The following is an 18,124-nucleotide window of genomic DNA, read 5'->3' as shown; positions in this document are numbered from 1 at the left end:
GACTTTTTTAAAGTATTCTTTTGATTACTCTGATAATAGTTGATCTATAAAACTCTCAAATTCTTTCTTAAAATCTAAGTACTTATCTCCTGTAGCCGGGCCATTAAAACCTGTATGAATTTTACGTACCTGACCTTTTTTATCTATAAATATAGATGTAGGATACGATAAAACGTGATTAAGCATTGGTAATTTTTCTTGTGCTTTCTTTTTATCTGAAGTACCATATTGCGCTAATAAAACAGGATATTCTACTTTTAATTTACTTTGTAACCTTTTTATGGATGTAAAAGCTTTTTCTTGTGTCTTAGCATATTCAAAAGCAAGTGCAATAAAGGCTACGTCTTTATCTTTATTACGATTGTAATACTCTACATAATATTTAGTCTCATCCATACAATTAGGACACCAAGTTCCCATAACTTGAACAATAACAACTTTATCTTTAAATCGATCATCGTTTAGCGAAACTATATTACCATTAACATCGGGAAAACTAAATGCAAGACTATCATAACCCTCATTAAGAAATGTTAATGAATCTGCAGATGGTAATTCATAAGAAGCATTCTTTTTTGAAGTAAAAGGTTCTTTCCAGTGGTTACCTGAATAAAAGTGTCCATTTAATGTGCTATCTGTTACCTTAGCGGTAAACAAAAAAGCATGTGCTCCATCAAAAGCTGATAATTCTAGTATATCATTATTAAGAACCCCTTCAAGGTATCTATAATCTCCTGTTGTTGTTCTAAAAGTTCCTGTAACTATATTTCCATTTTGCTTAAATATTCCTTTAGCAATATATCGATCTTCATCAGAGTCTTTACTAAATATAGTTTCCCAATTACCTGTGATATCATATGATGGTTTAGCATTAACTTTAAAACGATCTTGTACTCCATAAGCAGCTTTAAAAGGAACAATCCTATTTAAACTCTCTTTAATAAAACTACCAGAAATTGTTATTGAATCTATAAATTTAGCTGCAACATACCCCTCAAACACAGGGAAATTGATTCTAATAGAATCTTTATCTATAGATATATCCTCTACATCAATAATTTCTTCTGCATTAAAAATTTTCAATGTTTGATCTTCCATAACCTCAAATAAAAATGGAAGTTTTTTGTTATCCTGAAGCTCAAGTTCTGCTCTCCAAGGACCGCTTTTAAAATTTATACGTTCCTGTGTTTGTTCTTTTTTACAGGATGAAATTATCAGTACCAGTAAGATGCTTAAAATAATTTGTTGTTTCATAGGTAATTATAAAAAATGCCTAGAAAGAGAATTCTATCTAGACATTAGTATGTATTTATTAATTATGTATTAATTGTCTGTTTTGGTTTTTTTCTTTCCTTCAACTTTCCCTTCTCTCAAACCTTGTGTCTTTTTTTTCTTCCTTCTTTTATTTTTCTCTATAACATCATCAATTCTAGCCTGACGTTGTCTTTTTGCTTCCTTTTTATCATTCATTGTTTTGGCTTTAGGATTTACTAAAACCTCTGCAGAACCTCTTCTTCTTGAGGCATTATTATTAACTTTACTTTTATTGTTTTTTTTATTGTTCTTCTTATTCTTTTTTACAACATGTGTACTTTTATTAGCATTTTGTTTGCTTTGAGCTATCAATGTATTACTTCCAAAAAGAAAAACAATTAATGTTACCAAAAGTATTTTAACTATTTTCATAACTTTTATATTTAGGGCAAAATATTACTTAAGTAATCCAAAAATAAGCAATTATACCCTCAATTGCCCTTTTCAGTATCTTAATTTTTCTGAACACACCTATAAAATCTAATCAAATCTCATAATTATTCTTTCATCAAAAATGTTATTTATATGTAATATAAGGTACATTTCTTGTTTGTAACCTTTGTTCAATATAGTATCTTTACCAACTGAATTTAGAAATAGTATCAATGAAAATTTCATATAACTGGCTAAAGCAATTCATCAACTTAGATTGGGAAACTGAAAAAGCAGGTGAGTTACTTACAGATTTAGGGCTTGAAGTAGAGGGAATAGAAACTTATCAAAGTGTAAAAGGTGGTTTAACTGGTGTTGTTATAGGCCAAGTATTAAACTGCGACAAACATCCAAATGCCGACAAATTAAAAATCACAAAAGTAGATTTGGGTACTGGAGATCCTGTACAAATAGTTTGTGGAGCTCCTAATGTTGCCGCTGGTCAAAAAGTACCTGTAGCTACCATAGGAACGAAGCTTTATGATGAGGATGGAAAAGAATGGACAATAAAAAAAGGTAAGATACGAGGAGAAGAAAGTCATGGAATGATATGTGCCGAAGATGAACTTGGCCTTGGAAAGAGTCATGATGGTATCATGGTTTTAGATCCAAATATTGTAGTAGGTACTAAAGCTTCTGAAGTATTCGATATAGAAAATGATCAGGTTTTTGAAATTGGATTAACGCCTAATCGTGCTGATGCTATGAGTCATTGGGGTACTGCCCGTGATCTAAAGGCTGGATTATTGCAAAAAGATATTAATCTAGAACTTATTACTCCTTCTGTAAGTAATTTTAGAGTAGAAAATAGATTAAATAAAATAGATGTAGAAGTTATAAATGCAGATCTTGCTCCCAGGTATTGTGGTGTATCTATCTCTGATATCAAAATAGATGATTCCCCGGCTTGGTTACAACATAGACTTAAGGCTATAGGTATTACACCAAAGAATAATGTAGTAGATGTTACTAATTATGTTTTGCATGAATTAGGCCAGCCGTTACATGCTTTTGACGCACATTATATTGAAGGCAACAAAATAGAAGTCAAAACATTAGAAAAAGGAACCAAATTTACAACACTCGACGAGGTAGAACGAGAATTACATCATGAAGATTTAATGATTTGTGATGCTGTTAAACCACTTTGTATAGCCGGTGTTTTTGGAGGTATTAATTCTGGTGTTTCTGAGTCTACTACCTCTATCTTTTTAGAGAGTGCTTATTTTAATCCTGTAAGTGTGCGAAAAACAGCCAAACGACATGGATTAAACACCGACGCTTCTTTTAGATTTGAGCGCGGTATCGATCCTAACATTACAGAATATGCATTAAAAAGAGCTGCATTACTTATTCAAGAACTTGCTGGAGGAATTATTTCTAGTGAAATAACTGATTTGTACCCTAAAAAGTTTGAAGATTATCAAGTTCTTTTGTCCTATGATAATGCAACTAAATTAATTGGTGAAGAGATTCCACAAGAAACTATTAAAAGTATTTTATCTTCATTAGATATCAAAGTCAATAATGTTACAGAAAGTGGATTAGGATTAACTATTCCTGCATATAGAAACGATGTACAAAGAGAAGCAGATGTAATTGAAGAAATTCTTAGAGTATATGGTTACAATAATATTGGTTTTAAAGAAAAATTAAATGCGTCTATTTCTAACATTGACAAATTTGCAGATCACAATGTTCAAAATACCATATCTAATCAATTAGTAGGACAAGGGTTTCATGAGATGATGGCCAATTCCTTAACTAGTGCTGATTATATCCAGTTAAGTGATCAATTAAAGTCTGAAAATAATGTAGAAATGTTGAATCCTCTTAGTAATGATTTGGCAGTATTGCGTCAATCGCTATTATTTTCAGGATTAGAAGCTATAACCTATAACAGCAACAGAAAACGTTCTGACCTAAAGTTGTTTGAGTTTGGTAAAACGTATCACAATTACGAGGATAAAACTGTAGAAAACAAGCATTTAAGTATTCTAACTACTGGGAACAGAAATCAAGAAAGTTGGAAAATCAGTCAAGAAGCTAGTGATTTCTTTTATTTAAAAGGAATAGTAATTGCTGTTTTAGAACGTCTTGGATTAACAAAATTAAAATCATCGCCTGTTAAAACCGATGTTTTTTCTGAAGGTATTTCTTTAAGTATTGGCAAAGCTAAGCTTGTTGACTTTGGAATTGTAAAAAAATCTATTTTAAAGCATTTTGCAATTTCTCAAGAAGTATTGTACGCAGATTTTAACTGGGACAATGTTTTACAATATGCTAAACATAACAAAATTAAGTTTAAAGACATTCCGAAGTTTCCAGAAGTTCGTCGAGATTTTGCTCTTTTATTAGATGATAGTATTAAGTTTGAAGAAATTTATACTATCGCAAAACAATCAGAAAAGCAACTTTTAAAAGAAGTGAGTTTGTTTGATGTATACCAAGGTAAAAACTTACCTAAAGGGAAAAAGTCTTATGCTGTTAGTTTCACATTACAAGATGATAACAAGACACTTACCGACAAACAGATTGACAAAATTATGAATAAATTACAGCATAATTTTGAAAGTAAACTAGGGGCCGAGTTAAGATAAATATTCTAGTTGTTTTAGTTTTTATAAAATAGTATTTTAGTTTTTTTTAACAGTTATCTTGGATTGTTGTAAATTAGCAACTTATAATTTTTTAAGATTACTTTATTAAATCTAATTTATTATCTAAATCTAAAACACCTTTATGAAAAAAATTTATCTCTTATTTGTCCTCGCATTTCTTAATCTTGCATACGGGTATACTCAAGAAAAACTTTGGGAAGTAAACCTAAAAGAAACGTTATACGAAGTAGGTTGGATTATGCAATCTAATGACGGTTTGATCATAGCCTCTGGGGCTAAAGGTTTATTGGCTATGGATAACACTTCTGGTGTAATCAAGTGGCATAATGAAGAACTTAAGGGTATTGATAAAAACTCATTTCTTACTATAGATGGATTACCCCTGTTTTACATAGAATACACTCCTCTTGCTGGAAAAACTAGAGGAATGATTATTAATTCTAGTACAGGAGATGTTGTATACGATACCAAAGATGACGGTTATAGAATCAAAAATTTCACTCTCTTACCTGATAATGGAATCATTCTTTTCGAATTAACTAAGGATAGCGAACGTTATTTAATGAGTTTCAGTCTTAAAACTTGGAAAAAATTATGGGTAACCCCACTTGGTGAAAGTAGCGGTTTTATCAAAAGTCTAGTATCTGGTAAAAGTTTTATCGATCACGGACCATATTTTACCAAAGAAAATAATCTAATTTTAGGAATAAAAAATGAAATTTTTGCCATTAACGGTTCAAATGGCGGAGTAATGTGGGATCACGAAACTGACAAAAAAATTAAAGCTCTAGTATACTCTGCAAACAATAATAGTTTGTATTTGGGTATTAAAAAATCAAAAAAGCTAACTGTACTTAATCCAACCGATGGAACAGATATCACTCCTGGTAAACTAAAATTAAGAGGGACATTAATCGATGTGCGTCCTGACGAAGCAAATAATCTAATTCTGGTAGAAACAGAAGGTTTTAATATTATTGATCCTAGTACAAATGAATTTAAATGGAAGAAAAGCTTCAAGATAGAATACTTAGACGAAGTAATTCCTCACGAAAAAGGTTTAATTGCTATAGGTAAAGACGAGAAAGACGGTACTATATCTTTAGTCGATGGAGAAGGAAAGAAAATATGGTCTAGTAAAGTAAAAGGATATGCATACTACGTTACTCCTACCGATAAAGGTGTAATGTACGTATCTACAGAACGATCAAACATTTTAGACTATGAAAAAGGAAAAGATGTATGGGACAGAGATGTGAAATTTAAGTCTATACCTGCAGTAACATATGATGAAAAGGAAAGCAAGGTTATTTTATTTGAAAACAAAAAAGGGTATAAATTTGATTTGGCATCGGGAAAAATAGACCTTTTTGCTGAAGACATTGTTTTAGAAAACGTTAAAAGAAAAACTCCTTTACTAGCAGAGTATGTAAAAGATGCTGGATACCTTTTATATACAGGACAGCATATTTCTTTATTATCTCCTTCTGGTGAAGTTAAACACACTAAATATTATGAGCCGGCATCCAGTCTTAAAGGTTTAATAGGACTTGCTGAAGTTGGACTAGCTGTTGCAGGTGTAGATTTAGATATTAGTGGTGCACTAGAAAATATTGATCAATTATCTGCATTATCTAATGGAGTTGTACAAAGATCTCAGGATCAAACCGACGGAACAACCACAGAAAGTATGGTAGCAGGACTATATGTTGGAGATGGGCAAAATATGACTCCTGTTTTTGAAATCACAAAACAAAGATATTCTAACTCTAAAAATGTTAAAAATCACAAATTTATAGTTACAAAAATTAAAAGTGATACCGCTCCTACTAAACATTCAATCTATATGATTAACAAAACATCGGGAGCTATTGATAAACAAATTGATTTGTTAGACAAAACTCCTAATTATTTAATAGATGAAATTGATAATGTTATTTTTATTAATGAAAAAAATCATTTGATTTCTTCTTATAAGTTTTAGTAGATAAAATATATTTTATGAAAGAGGCTATTTAAATAGCCTCTTTTTTATTTTAACAAGACTTTTACCCCTCTTTAAACAAGTTATTTTGATGTTATGTTATAAATCACTTAAAACATAAATAACATTAAAACAGAATAGTATAAGCTTTAACGCAGACAGAACTGCTACACTCTCCATTCACCTAGAATTGAAGTTTCTAATCATAGCGATTAATTCTCATTGTATTTGATTGTAATGCGCTAAGAAATTACGATAACATTCATCAGACAGCCTAAAAAAGTAATATACTTCATCAAAAGGAATGAACTAACAAATTAATATTTACATCTCATATTATTCCATAAAAAAAACCAGAATCAAATGATTCTGGTTTTTATTCTTTTGCTTTTATCTAGAAACTTAGTTGCCTCCTTCTAAAGCTTTAAGTTTGCTTTTCATTTCGTCTGCTTTTGGATCATCTAATTGATAGAAAATCTGCATAAGCGTACGAACTGCCTCTACATTATCAGGCTTTGTCTTTAAAGCTCCTTCTAAATAAGGTACTGCTTTTCTGTATAAGTCTTGCTTCTGTTTCTTAAGCTCATCAAACTTTTTATAATCTGCATTTGAAGTTCCTAAGTTGTTCATTTCCTCATTAAGAGCAACTTCACCATTTAAAATAATAGAAGCTATATTAATTTGAGCCGCATTAAAATCAGGTCTTAATTCTAATGCTTTTTCATAATATTTTAATGCTTGATCGTTATCTCCTAGACGAGATGCACTAACACCTAAATTATAAAGTAAATCTGGGTTTTCAGGATCGTTAGCCACAATCTTTTCCATTATTTCTTTATACTTAGCTATATTACCTAATTTATAAAACACATCAGCTTCTGCTTGTAGTAAAGCTGAATCATTAGGATTATCTTTTTTAGCATCTTCGATAGCTTTCATAGCCTCTTCATCTTTACCTTGACTAATATAAATCAAAGCAATGTTCTTTGCTACTTCACCTCTTTTAGAATCAGTCAAACGATCTTCTGGTTTAATATAAGTTCCAGATTTTACACTAAGGTCTCTTGTTTGCTTATCACCAAAAGCTTCTGCAACTCCTGATTCCTTGTTTGTAGCGTAGTATTCTGTAGTTACACCGTTAAAACCAATAGTTTTTAACTCTTCATAATACTTAAGAGCAGTATCATAGTCTTTACCATTGACAGCATTACCTGCTGCATAGTACAAATACGTAGTATCTTGTTTATTCGTGCTATACCCTAAGTATAGTTTCTCAGACGCACTTTTAAAGTCTTTAGCATTTTGATCTTTAATTGCGCTTTCTACTAAAGCTTGACGCAATGTTAGAATTTTCTTATCAGCTTCTGCAGTGTATTTAGAGTTACCAGATTTTTTTTCAATTTCGATAACTTTATTATATGCATTTGCTGCTCCTTCTATTTTCTCTAAAGAATCAGAATTAGAAGCGGACATTACTTGTCCTTTTAAGAAATAATACTGTGCTTTCATCTTTTCATCAGCTGCTTCCAGTTGTCCTTCTGCTGCCTTAAGCGCATCACTTGCTACTTCTACATTTCCTGATTTAAGGGCTTTAGCCGCTGCTTTTAAAGCTTGTTTTTGAGAAAATCCAATAGCACTAATCGTTAGAAATAATACTACGAAAAATTTAGTCTTCATTACTTGTGTTTTTAAAATGGGATATATTTATTCTTTTTCTTCACTATCAATATTCGTGCCATCTGATGTAGTGTCAGTATCTAAAGTAGTAGAAGCTGTTTCATCTACACCTTCTTCTTCCTCTAAATCGTCTTCATCCTGCATCACTTTTGCAACTGCCGCGATAGAATCTTTACCTTTTAAATTAATCAAACGTACACCTTGAGTTGCACGCCCCATAACTCGTAAATCTTCTACAGATAAGCGAATTGCTATTCCGGATTTATTGATAATCATTAAATCATCTAAATCAGTTACATTCTTAATCGCCACTAAGTTACCAGTTTTTTTCGTAACTGAAATAGTTTTAACACCTTTACCGCCTCGATTAGTAATTCTGTAATCTTCTAACTTAGAACGTTTTCCGAATCCGTTTTCTGAAACCACTAAGATATTACTCTCCATATCATTAACGGCAACCATTCCTACTACTTCGTCTTTTTCATCTGCTAAACGAATACCTCGAACTCCAGATGCTCCTCTACCCATTGGTCTAGTTTTCTCTTCTTCGAAACGAATTGCTTTACCTGATTTAACAGCTAACATTACCTGACTTTTACCATCAGTTAACTTTGCTTCTAGTAACTCATCGTTATCTTTGATCGTAATTGCATTAATACCATTAGTCCTAGGTCTAGAATACTGTTCTAATGATGTCTTTTTGACTTGACCTTTTTTGGTTGCCATTATGACATAATGAGAATTAATGTATTCTTCGTCTTTAAGATCCTGAGTACAAATAAATGCTTTTACTTTATCATCACTTTCAATATTGATCAAATTTTGTATTGCTCTTCCTTTTGAAGTTTTACTACCTTCAGGAATTTCATATACTCTCATCCAGAAACATTTTCCTTTCTGAGTAAAAAACAACATGTATTGATGATTTGTTCCTACAAACAGATTCTCTAAGAAATCTTCATTACGTGTTGTACTTCCCTTTTGACCTACTCCTCCTCTATTTTGTTTTTTATACTCATTAAGAGAAGTTCTTTTTATATAACCCGCATGAGAAATTGTAATTACAACTTTTTCATCTGGGATCATATCTTCTATACTAAGATCTCCACCTGCATATTCTATTTGAGATCGTCTATCATCACCATACTTATCCTTTACTTCGATAAGCTCTTCTTTGATGATATTCATTCTACGCTCTTTCTTCGCTAAAATATCTTTAAGATCCTCGATAGTTTTCATCAATTCTTCATACTCTGCACGAAGCTTGTCTTGCTCAAGACCAGTCAATTGACGCAAACGCATCTCAACAATAGCTTTTGCTTGTATTTCAGAAAGCTTAAAACGTTTTATAAGTTTTTCTCGAGCTTCCTCTGCATTAGCAGACGCCCTGATCAATGCAATTACTTCGTCTATATTATCAGAAGCAATAATTAATCCTTCTAATATATGAGCTCTTTCTTCTGCCTTTCTAAGTTCATACTTTGTACGACGAACAACAACATCATGTCTATGCTCTACAAAATAATGAATCATCTCTTTTACATTAAGCAACTGCGGTCTTCCATTAACAAGTGCAATGTTATTAACACTAAAAGAAGATTGTAATGCAGTATACTTATACAAAAGATTAAGAACGATATTTGGTATAGCATCTCTTTTTAAGATATATACAATACGCATACCTTTTCTATCCGATTCATCACGAATAGAAGAAATACCGTCAATCTTCTTATCATTAACAAGATCGGCAGTTTTCTTAATCATATCTGCCTTATTGACTTGATATGGGATTTCACTTACGATAATACACTCTCTACCATTTACTTCTTCGAAAGTGGCTTTACCTCGCATGACAACCCTACCTCTACCTGTTTTAAAGGCTTCACGAACACCGTCATAACCATAAATGATACCACCGGTAGGGAAATCTGGTGCTTTTATATGAGTAATTAACTCATCAATTTCAATATCATTATTATCTATATATGCTATAGTACCGTCAACTACTTCACTTAAGTTGTGTGGCGGCATATTTGTCGCCATACCAACCGCAATACCAGAAGCTCCATTAATCAACAATCCCGGAATTCTGGTAGGCAACACCGTAGGTTCTTGTAAGGTATCATCAAAATTAAAGGTATGATCTACAGTATCCTTTTCGATATCTGCTAACATATCCTCTGATATTTTTCGCATTCTGGCTTCTGTATAACGCATTGCTGCTGGACTATCCCCATCTACAGAACCAAAGTTACCTTGACCATCAACAAGCATGTAACGCAAACTCCATTCCTGAGCCATACGCACCATAGTATCGTATACAGAGGTATCACCATGTGGGTGATACTTCCCTAAAACTTCCCCAACGATTCTTGCCGATTTTTTATGGGCACTACTAGCTCTAACACCTAGTTCGTGCATCCCATACAAAACACGTCTATGCACAGGCTTAAGACCATCCCTAACATCAGGAAGTGCACGAGACACAATTACAGACATTGAATAATCAATGTATGCCGATTTCATCTCATCTTCTATATTGATAGGTATAAGTTTTTCTCCTTCTGTCATAAAAAACTTTTTTCTAAAATTGAATTAATAAACGGGCTAATTTAAGTAAATTAAGACGTTTTTAACAACCAATTACCTATGTAATATACGTAATTTATTAACAAAAGGAATACTGCATATAGTTAATAAGTCTAGTTCTATAGGTTTTGATTATTAAAGCATTTTTTGTCTATTTACCGATAATTGGACAAACCCACTATCAAATAGCTCGTATTTCAGTAGTATTTTTTACTGAATAACATAATAATAACATGACAAAATATTACTTTACTGTCAGATATTTGTTAATGATCGACTAAAAGGAATAGTTTTTGTCATAGTAATCCTAAAAATTACTATTTTAGTTATAAAGAAAAGAAAGAGATTAATCTTATGGATGATAATTTTTCACCTAGAGTTAAAGATGTTATTGCCTACAGCAAAGAAGAAGCACTAAGATTAGGGCATGATTTTATTGGTACAGAACATTTAATGCTAGGTTTGTTGAGAGATGGAAGTGGAAAAGCAATTAGTATTCTGGATGCATTGGATATAGATTTAACTAACTTGAGAAGAAAAGTAGAGATCTTAAGCCCCGCAAATCCTGATATTGCAATAGCTTCAAATGAAAAAAAGAATTTACACTTAACAAGACAAGCAGAAAGAGCTTTAAAAACAACTTTTTTAGAGGCAAAACTTTTTCAGAGCTCATCGATTAATACAGCGCATCTTCTTTTATGTATATTAAGAAATGAAAACGACCCAACTACAAAACTTTTAAATCGTTTAAAAGTAGATTATGATAACGTTAAAGACCAATTTAAGTATATGATTGCTAACGACGAAGAATACATAGACAACCCAAAAGCAGAATCTTTCTCAGAAGACGATGATGATTTAACTGGAGATTCTTCCAAAGAAAATCCTTTTAACTCTCCATCTGGAGCCAAAGCCGGAAAAAAATCTAAAACTCCCGTTTTAGATAATTTTGGTCGCGATTTGACTGCCATGGCGGAAGAAGGTAAATTAGATCCTGTTGTTGGAAGATCAAAAGAAATTGAACGTGTTTCTCAAATATTAAGTAGACGTAAAAAAAACAACCCACTTTTAATCGGGGAACCTGGAGTTGGTAAATCTGCTATTGCAGAAGGACTAGCACTAAGAATAGTACAACGAAAAGTTTCTAGAATCCTATTTGACAAAAGAGTAGTGACACTGGATTTAGCCAGCTTAGTTGCAGGAACTAAATATCGTGGACAGTTTGAAGAACGGATGAAGGCTGTAATGAATGAGTTAGAGAAAAATGATGATATCATCCTTTTTATTGACGAAATTCATACAATAGTTGGTGCCGGTGGCGCAACAGGAAGTCTTGATGCTTCAAATATGTTTAAACCTGCTCTGGCAAGAGGAGAAATACAATGTATAGGTGCCACTACCCTAGATGAATACAGACAATATATAGAAAAGGATGGTGCCCTTGAAAGACGTTTTCAAAAGGTAATTGTTGAACCTACTAACATAGAAGAAACTATAGAAATCCTTAATAATATTAAAGAAAAATATGAGGATCATCATAATGTTAGCTATACTAAAGAAGCAATTGAGGCTTGTGTAAAACTAACTAATAGATATATGACAGATAGGTTCTTACCAGATAAAGCAATAGATGCTTTAGATGAAGCAGGCTCTAGAGTTCATATTACAAATATTGATGTTCCTAAAAAAGTACTCGATCTCGAGAAGAAACTTGAAGAAGTTCGAGAACTTAAAAATAGTGTAGTCAAGAAACAAAAATATGAAGAGGCAGCTAAGTTAAGGGATGATGAGAAAAATCTTGAAAAAGAATTAGGAACTGCTCAAGAACAATGGGAGAAAGAATCTAAACTTCATAAAGAAACCGTTGACGAAGAAAACGTAGCTGATGTTGTATCTATGATGACAGGAATACCTGTAAATCGTATCGCGCAAACAGAAAGCAATAAATTAGCAGAGCTACCAGAACTGATCATGGGTAAAGTAATTGGTCAGGAAGAAGCCGTTAAAAAAGTGGTTAAAGCTATCCAACGTAATCGTGCTGGACTTAAAGACCCTAATAAACCTATTGGTTCTTTCATTTTCTTAGGACAAACGGGAGTCGGAAAAACACAATTAGCTAAAGTGCTTGCAAGAGAACTTTTTGACAGTGAAGATGCTCTTATACGTATTGACATGAGTGAATACATGGAAAAGTTTGCTGTTTCTAGATTAATTGGAGCACCTCCGGGATATGTTGGATACGAAGAAGGCGGACAACTTACAGAAAAAGTAAGAAGAAAGCCCTATGCAGTTGTCTTATTAGATGAAATCGAAAAAGCACATCCAGATGTTTTTAACATGATGCTACAAGTATTAGATGATGGATATTTAACTGACAGCCTTGGACGTAAGATTGATTTCAGGAATGCAATTATTATCATGACCTCTAATATTGGAGCCAGAAAACTAAAAGACTTTGGTCAAGGTGTTGGTTTTGGAACATCTGCAAAGAAAACTCAAGCCGAAGATTACGCTAAAGGCGTGATAGAGAATGCTTTGAAAAAAGCTTTTGCACCAGAGTTCTTAAATCGAGTTGACGATGTTGTAGTTTTTAACGCTTTAGAAAGAGAAGATATTCATAAAATTATCGATATCGAACTTGATAAATTATATGGCAGAATCAAAGGACTAGGTTATACATTATCTTTAAGCGAAAAAGCAAAAGATTATATTACCGAAAAAGGGTTTGATAGACAATACGGAGCAAGACCTCTTAAAAGAGCTATTCAGAAATATATCGAAGATGCACTCGCCGAAGAGATCATCAATGCACAACTACAAGAGGGTGATAGTATTTTTATGGATATGGACGAAAGCTCAGGAGAGTTGACTATCAACATAAAAAAAGCAGAAAAATCTACAGAATCTTAGATTCTATAGAATTACCAAAATATAAAAAGGCTACTACCAATTTGATAGTAGCCTTTTTAAGTATTAACATAAGTTAACAATATATTTGTAAATTAGAGGCTTTTATGTAATGCTAGTACAAATAATGATTGCCACATACGATTTAGATTTTTGCCACATACAAATATACAACGACTACCTAGTTGTTACTATGAACGAAGGGATTACTGTTGTTCCTGAACATCAAAACATAATGCCTGGACTAGTAGAGCAGCATTTTAAAAACAAACCTTTTGTTTATATATCCAATAGAATCCACTCCTATTCTGTAAATCCTACTACTCATTTAAAATCTTCAAAAATCGAAAATTTGATCGGCATAGCTGTAGTATCTGATAATACTCTACAAAAAAATCAAACTAAAATTGAAAAAGCTTTTTTTAGTAAAGCTTTTGAGTATTTCACCACTATGAAAGAAGCTTTACAATGGAAAGATAGCATGATTAAGAACCATTCTCACTAGTCAATATCGATTATCTCTTAAAAACATAGCTTGGTATATTTACGATTCTCAACAATTATTCGTATATTAATAATCTTTCTCTTAATTCACATATACAATGATTACATCGTATAATTTGGAGTTTTGTGATATTGATGTATACGAAGATTATACTGTTGCCAGAATACATGAAGGAATGATTACTACCCCAGAAAACTTAAAAGTATTCTTAAAACTTATTGACATACATTATAAAAACAAGCCTTTTGTTTACATATCACATAGAATCCATTCGTTTTCTATAAATCCTGCTATACATGCAGAGTCTTCCAAAATACCTAATCTTATTGGTATAGCTGTGGTATCTGAAGATCCATTACAAAAGATACAAACCCAAGTTGAAAAAGTCTTTTTCAAAAAAGAGTTTAAACATTTTACCACAATACAAGAAGCATTGGTATGGAAAGATGAAATTATAAAAAAAGTAGCAGATTAAATTTTTGACTTAAAACTAAAAGAGTGATGAAATACATTCACCACTCTTTCTAAATATTTTTTTCTATTAAAAAATGCTATTCTAAGGCTTATTTTGCAATATTCACAGCCCTTGTTTCTCTAATTACGGTAACTTTTACTTGTCCAGGATATGTCATATCTGTCTGCACCTTTTGAGAAATCTCAAAAGAAAGGCTCGACGCTCTTTCGTCATTTACTTTCTCACTCTCTACAATAACACGTAATTCTCGTCCCGCTTGAATTGCATATGCTTTTTTGACACCATCAAATGCAAAAGCAATTTCTTCTAAATCTTTAAGTCTCTGTATATAAGAATCTAACACCTGTCTTCTAGCTCCTGGTCTTGCTCCGCTTATTGCATCACAAACTTGAATAATTGGAGAAATTAAAGATGTCATTTCTACTTCATCATGGTGAGCACCTATTGCATTACAAACTTCAGGTTTTTCACCATATTTCTCTGCCCATTGCATCCCAAGAATAGCATGCGGCACTTCTGTTTCTGTATCAGGAACCTTACCAATATCATGCAATAAACCAGCTCTTTTAGCCATCTTTGGATTTAACCCTAATTCTGCGGCCATTACACCACAAAGTTTTGCCACTTCCCTAGAGTGTTGTAGTAAATTTTGTCCGTAAGATGATCTATATTTCATTCGACCAATAGTCTTAATCAACTCTGGATGTAATCCGTGTATCCCTAAATCTATAACGGTACGTTTACCTACTTCGATTATCTCTTCATCTATCTGCTTTCTAGTCTTTCTTACAACCTCTTCTATTCGGGCAGGATGTATTCTTCCATCGGTAACTAATTTATGTAAAGAAAGTCTAGCAACTTCTCTTCTAACAGAATCAAAACATGATAGAATTATTGCTTCAGGCGTATCATCTACTATGATTTCAACTCCCGTAGCAGCTTCTATAGCTCGTATATTCCTACCTTCCCGACCAATAATACGTCCTTTTACATCATCACTTTCAATATTAAATACCGAAACGCAATTTTCTATCGCTTCCTCGGTACCGATTCTTTGAATAGTGTTAATTATAATCTTTTTAGCTTCTTGCTGCGCGGTCAATTTTGCTTCTTCTATTGTATCTTGAATAAGAGACATTGCATCTGTTTTTGCTTGACCCTTTAGAGATTCTACTAATTGTTCTTTAGCTTCCTCTGCTGATAAGCCAGAAATGACCTCTAATTGTTGTACTTGGCTTTTATGAAGTTTCTTTAGCTCTGTTTGCTTTTTCTCAAGATAATCATTGCGCTTATCATAATTTTTTATCTTCTCTTCTAACTCACTATTTAGTTTTTTACCTTTTGATAATTCGTTAGAAACTTGAGATTCCTTGTCTCTCGTTCTCTTTTCTGCATCAGCAATTTTTTTATCTCTTGATAAAATTACTTTTTCATGCTCAGATTTTAATTCGATAAACTTTTCTTTAGCTTGTAGTATCTTATCTTTTTTGATGGTCTCCCCTTCGCTTTTTGCTTCTCTTAAAATACTTTCTGAACTCTTCTTTGCTGTTTTAATAATTTCTGATGCTCTGTTGCGCTCCATTACCTTAGCAATAACAAAACCTATTGCTAAACCGGCTATTGAAGCTATAATCAAAAATATAATATTATCCATAATTTGTGTTAGTATTTATATATAAAAAAGCCTGCATTAGTAAAGGTTTTGTATAAACTCTGTAAAAACAGGTTTAGGGCTAACAAGCTGCTCAAGAATCCGCTCAAGGCGGCGCGCTTTTACAACTTAAACTCACCCTTTTTAATTAATTCTTGTTGAGTTTATCAAAATAACAACTAGTGCAGGCAGTAACCTTATTTAATTTAATGAACGTTATGATAAATGTTCATGTAACAAATCGCTTAATGCGTTTAATCTATTTGCAACATTATCTTTATCATCATCTTTATCTATAACTTTTTGTTCGACTTGTGCTGCAAATTGCAATGCACACATGGCTAATACGTCTTGTTTATCTCTTACCGCATAGCTCTGCTCAAACTGTTTTATCATGGCTTCTATCTTTTTAGCCGCTTTACGTAAACCCTCTTCCTGATCAGGATTAATGGTTAATGGATATACACGATCCGCAATTGATAGTTTAATTTTAAGCTTATCTGCCATAGTATACTTATTCAGAGAGCTGTGCTATACACATATCAATCTCTCTTATTAAAGCGTTTATCTTGAGCTTGGTCTCCCTTTTATATTTATCACTGCCCAGCATTGCGTTTGCATTTTTAAGTGAGCTAAATTTTTCTTCCCACTGCTGTAACTGATCTACTTGAAGTGATGATTCTGATTCTAATTCCTGAATTTTAAGCTTTAAATCTGCATTCTGTTGCTTCATTAATTCATACTTATGCAGCAGCTTACTTATCCTATTCTCAAGAGAATCAACAATTTCAATTAAATCACTCATTAATATGTTTTACACAATACACGTTACACAAAGTTAACATACCAATTGAAAAAACCCAATAGTTTTTAAACTAATTTTGATAGCGTGTTTTATTCGTTACTATTTGAAGATATTTCTTCTACTTTAGCCAATGAAGAGGCTATAATTTGATGCATATCATAGTATCTATACTCGGCTAATCTACCTCCTAAAATCACATTTTTTAAAGTTTGAGATTCTGCTTTATATTTTTTAAACAGTTTTTGGTTTTCATCGTTATTTATTGGGTAATAGGCCTCTTTACTTCTATCCCAAGCTTCAGGATATTCTCTAGTAATAATCGTTTTATCTTGAGTTCCAAATTCGAAATGCTTATGCTCTATAATACGTGTAAAATCATAAGAAGCATCATTATAGTTCACTACTGCATTACCTTGAAAATTATCAATTCCTAATAATTCATTTTCAAAACGTAGTGATCGGTATTCTAATTGTCCGTATTTATAGTCAAAAAATTCATCTATTTTACCTGTATACACAATGGTATCGGCTAGTAACTCTAGTTGTTCTCTATCTTCAAAAAAATCAATATTCGTTTTGGTATCTATTCCTTTTAATAATCCATTAATAATAACGTTATACCCTCCTATTGGTATACCTTGATATTTATCATTAAAGTAATTATTATTAAACGTAAAACGTACTGGTAAGCGTTTAATTATAAAAGCAGGCAGTTCTTTTGCCTTTTTACCCCATTGTTTTTCTGTATATTCTTTTATAAAAGTCTCATAAATATCCTTACCTGCCAAAGAAAGCGCTTGTTCTTCTAAATTTTTTGGAGATTTGGTTCCGTATTTTGCTATTTGTTTATTTATAATATCTCGGGCTTCTTCTGGTGTTTTTGTACCCCATAATTGATAAAATGTATTCATATTAAAAGGTAAATTATAGAGTTTACCTTTTGATAAAGACAATGGGGAATTTATATAATTATTAAACTCAGCAAATTGATTTACATAATCCCAAATTCTTTTGTCGTTTGTATGAAAAATATGTGCTCCATATTTATGCACATTAATCCCTTCTTGTTCTTCACAATATACATTACCTCCTAAGTGATTTCTCTTATCGATAACTAAGCACTTTTTATTTCGCTTTGTCATTTCATGAGCAAAAACGCTTCCA

The 18,124-nt window shown here is 32.2% G+C and carries 13 protein-coding genes and 1 other RNA gene; 5 read left to right on the top strand and 9 right to left on the bottom strand.

Annotated features, from left to right (window positions below; translation table 11 throughout):
* Positions 1-24: 24 nt before the first annotated feature.
* The gene (locus tag D1816_RS01830) at positions 25-1,254 is read right to left on the bottom strand and encodes a peroxiredoxin (protein WP_118500948.1); all 1,230 of its coding nucleotides are present in this window, start codon (positions 1,252-1,254) and stop codon (positions 25-27) included.
* A 69-nt stretch (positions 1,255-1,323) separates the two neighbouring features.
* A complete protein-coding gene (locus D1816_RS01825) occupies positions 1,324-1,686 on the bottom strand; it encodes a hypothetical protein (protein ID WP_118500947.1) in 363 nt (120 codons plus the stop codon).
* Positions 1,687-1,919: 233 nt separating this feature from the next.
* Between D1816_RS01825 and pheT the strand changes: the two genes are divergently transcribed.
* The gene (gene pheT, locus D1816_RS01820) at positions 1,920-4,346 is read left to right on the top strand and encodes a phenylalanine--tRNA ligase subunit beta (protein ID WP_118500946.1); all 2,427 of its coding nucleotides are present in this window, start codon (positions 1,920-1,922) and stop codon (positions 4,344-4,346) included.
* 142 nt (positions 4,347-4,488) lie between these two features.
* Positions 4,489-6,351, top strand: coding sequence for a PQQ-binding-like beta-propeller repeat protein (locus D1816_RS01815; RefSeq protein ID WP_118500945.1), 1,863 nt, complete (start codon positions 4,489-4,491; stop codon positions 6,349-6,351).
* 402 nt (positions 6,352-6,753) lie between these two features.
* Here D1816_RS01815 and D1816_RS01810 read toward each other — a convergent pair whose 3' ends face one another.
* The gene (locus D1816_RS01810) at positions 6,754-8,028 is read right to left on the bottom strand and encodes a tetratricopeptide repeat protein (protein ID WP_118500944.1); all 1,275 of its coding nucleotides are present in this window, start codon (positions 8,026-8,028) and stop codon (positions 6,754-6,756) included.
* A 27-nt stretch (positions 8,029-8,055) separates the two neighbouring features.
* The gene (gyrA, locus tag D1816_RS01805; protein ID WP_118500943.1) at positions 8,056-10,599 is read right to left on the bottom strand and encodes a DNA gyrase subunit A; all 2,544 of its coding nucleotides are present in this window, start codon (positions 10,597-10,599) and stop codon (positions 8,056-8,058) included.
* Between the two features lie 372 nt (positions 10,600-10,971).
* On the opposite strand from gyrA, the gene D1816_RS01800 reads away from it, so the two are divergent.
* The 3 genes from D1816_RS01800 (at position 10,972) to D1816_RS01790 (ending at position 14,504) form a co-directional block, all read left to right on the top strand.
* The gene (locus D1816_RS01800; RefSeq protein ID WP_118500942.1) at positions 10,972-13,527 is read left to right on the top strand and encodes an ATP-dependent Clp protease ATP-binding subunit; all 2,556 of its coding nucleotides are present in this window, start codon (positions 10,972-10,974) and stop codon (positions 13,525-13,527) included.
* Between the two features lie 124 nt (positions 13,528-13,651).
* Complete coding sequence (locus D1816_RS01795) at positions 13,652-14,029, top strand: STAS/SEC14 domain-containing protein (RefSeq protein WP_120702458.1); 378 nt, start codon at positions 13,652-13,654, stop codon at positions 14,027-14,029.
* 97 nt (positions 14,030-14,126) lie between these two features.
* Positions 14,127-14,504 carry an STAS/SEC14 domain-containing protein gene (locus D1816_RS01790; protein WP_066313021.1) on the top strand — a complete coding sequence of 126 codons (378 nt, stop codon included), beginning with the start codon at positions 14,127-14,129 and terminating at the stop codon, positions 14,502-14,504.
* Positions 14,505-14,592: 88 nt separating this feature from the next.
* Here D1816_RS01790 and rny read toward each other — a convergent pair whose 3' ends face one another.
* The 5 genes from rny to glf all read right to left on the bottom strand — a co-directional run bounded on the left by rny (position 14,593) and on the right by glf (position 18,102).
* Positions 14,593-16,158 carry a ribonuclease Y gene (gene rny / locus D1816_RS01785; RefSeq protein ID WP_066313024.1) on the bottom strand — a complete coding sequence of 522 codons (1,566 nt, stop codon included), beginning with the start codon at positions 16,156-16,158 and terminating at the stop codon, positions 14,593-14,595.
* Between the two features lie 54 nt (positions 16,159-16,212).
* Positions 16,213-16,319: non-coding RNA, 6S RNA (ssrS, locus tag D1816_RS01780), on the bottom strand.
* A gap of 52 nt (positions 16,320-16,371) precedes the next feature.
* Positions 16,372-16,662, bottom strand: coding sequence for a cell division protein ZapA (locus D1816_RS01775; RefSeq protein WP_066313025.1), 291 nt, complete (start codon positions 16,660-16,662; stop codon positions 16,372-16,374).
* 7 nt (positions 16,663-16,669) lie between these two features.
* A complete protein-coding gene (locus tag D1816_RS01770) occupies positions 16,670-16,960 on the bottom strand; it encodes a hypothetical protein (RefSeq protein WP_066313028.1) in 291 nt (96 codons plus the stop codon).
* An 89-nt stretch (positions 16,961-17,049) separates the two neighbouring features.
* Positions 17,050-18,102: a UDP-galactopyranose mutase gene (glf, locus tag D1816_RS01765; protein ID WP_233565313.1), complete on the bottom strand. Its 1,053-nt coding sequence runs from the start codon at positions 18,100-18,102 to the stop codon at positions 17,050-17,052.
* Positions 18,103-18,124: the final 22 nt, after the last annotated feature.

The sequence above is a fragment of the Aquimarina sp. AD10 genome (genome assembly GCF_003443715.1).
In the GTDB taxonomy this organism is placed as follows: Bacteria; Bacteroidota; Bacteroidia; order Flavobacteriales; family Flavobacteriaceae; genus Aquimarina; species Aquimarina aggregata.
Note: the sequence above shows the minus strand (reverse complement) of the source record. Positions and strands in the feature narration are given on the sequence as shown.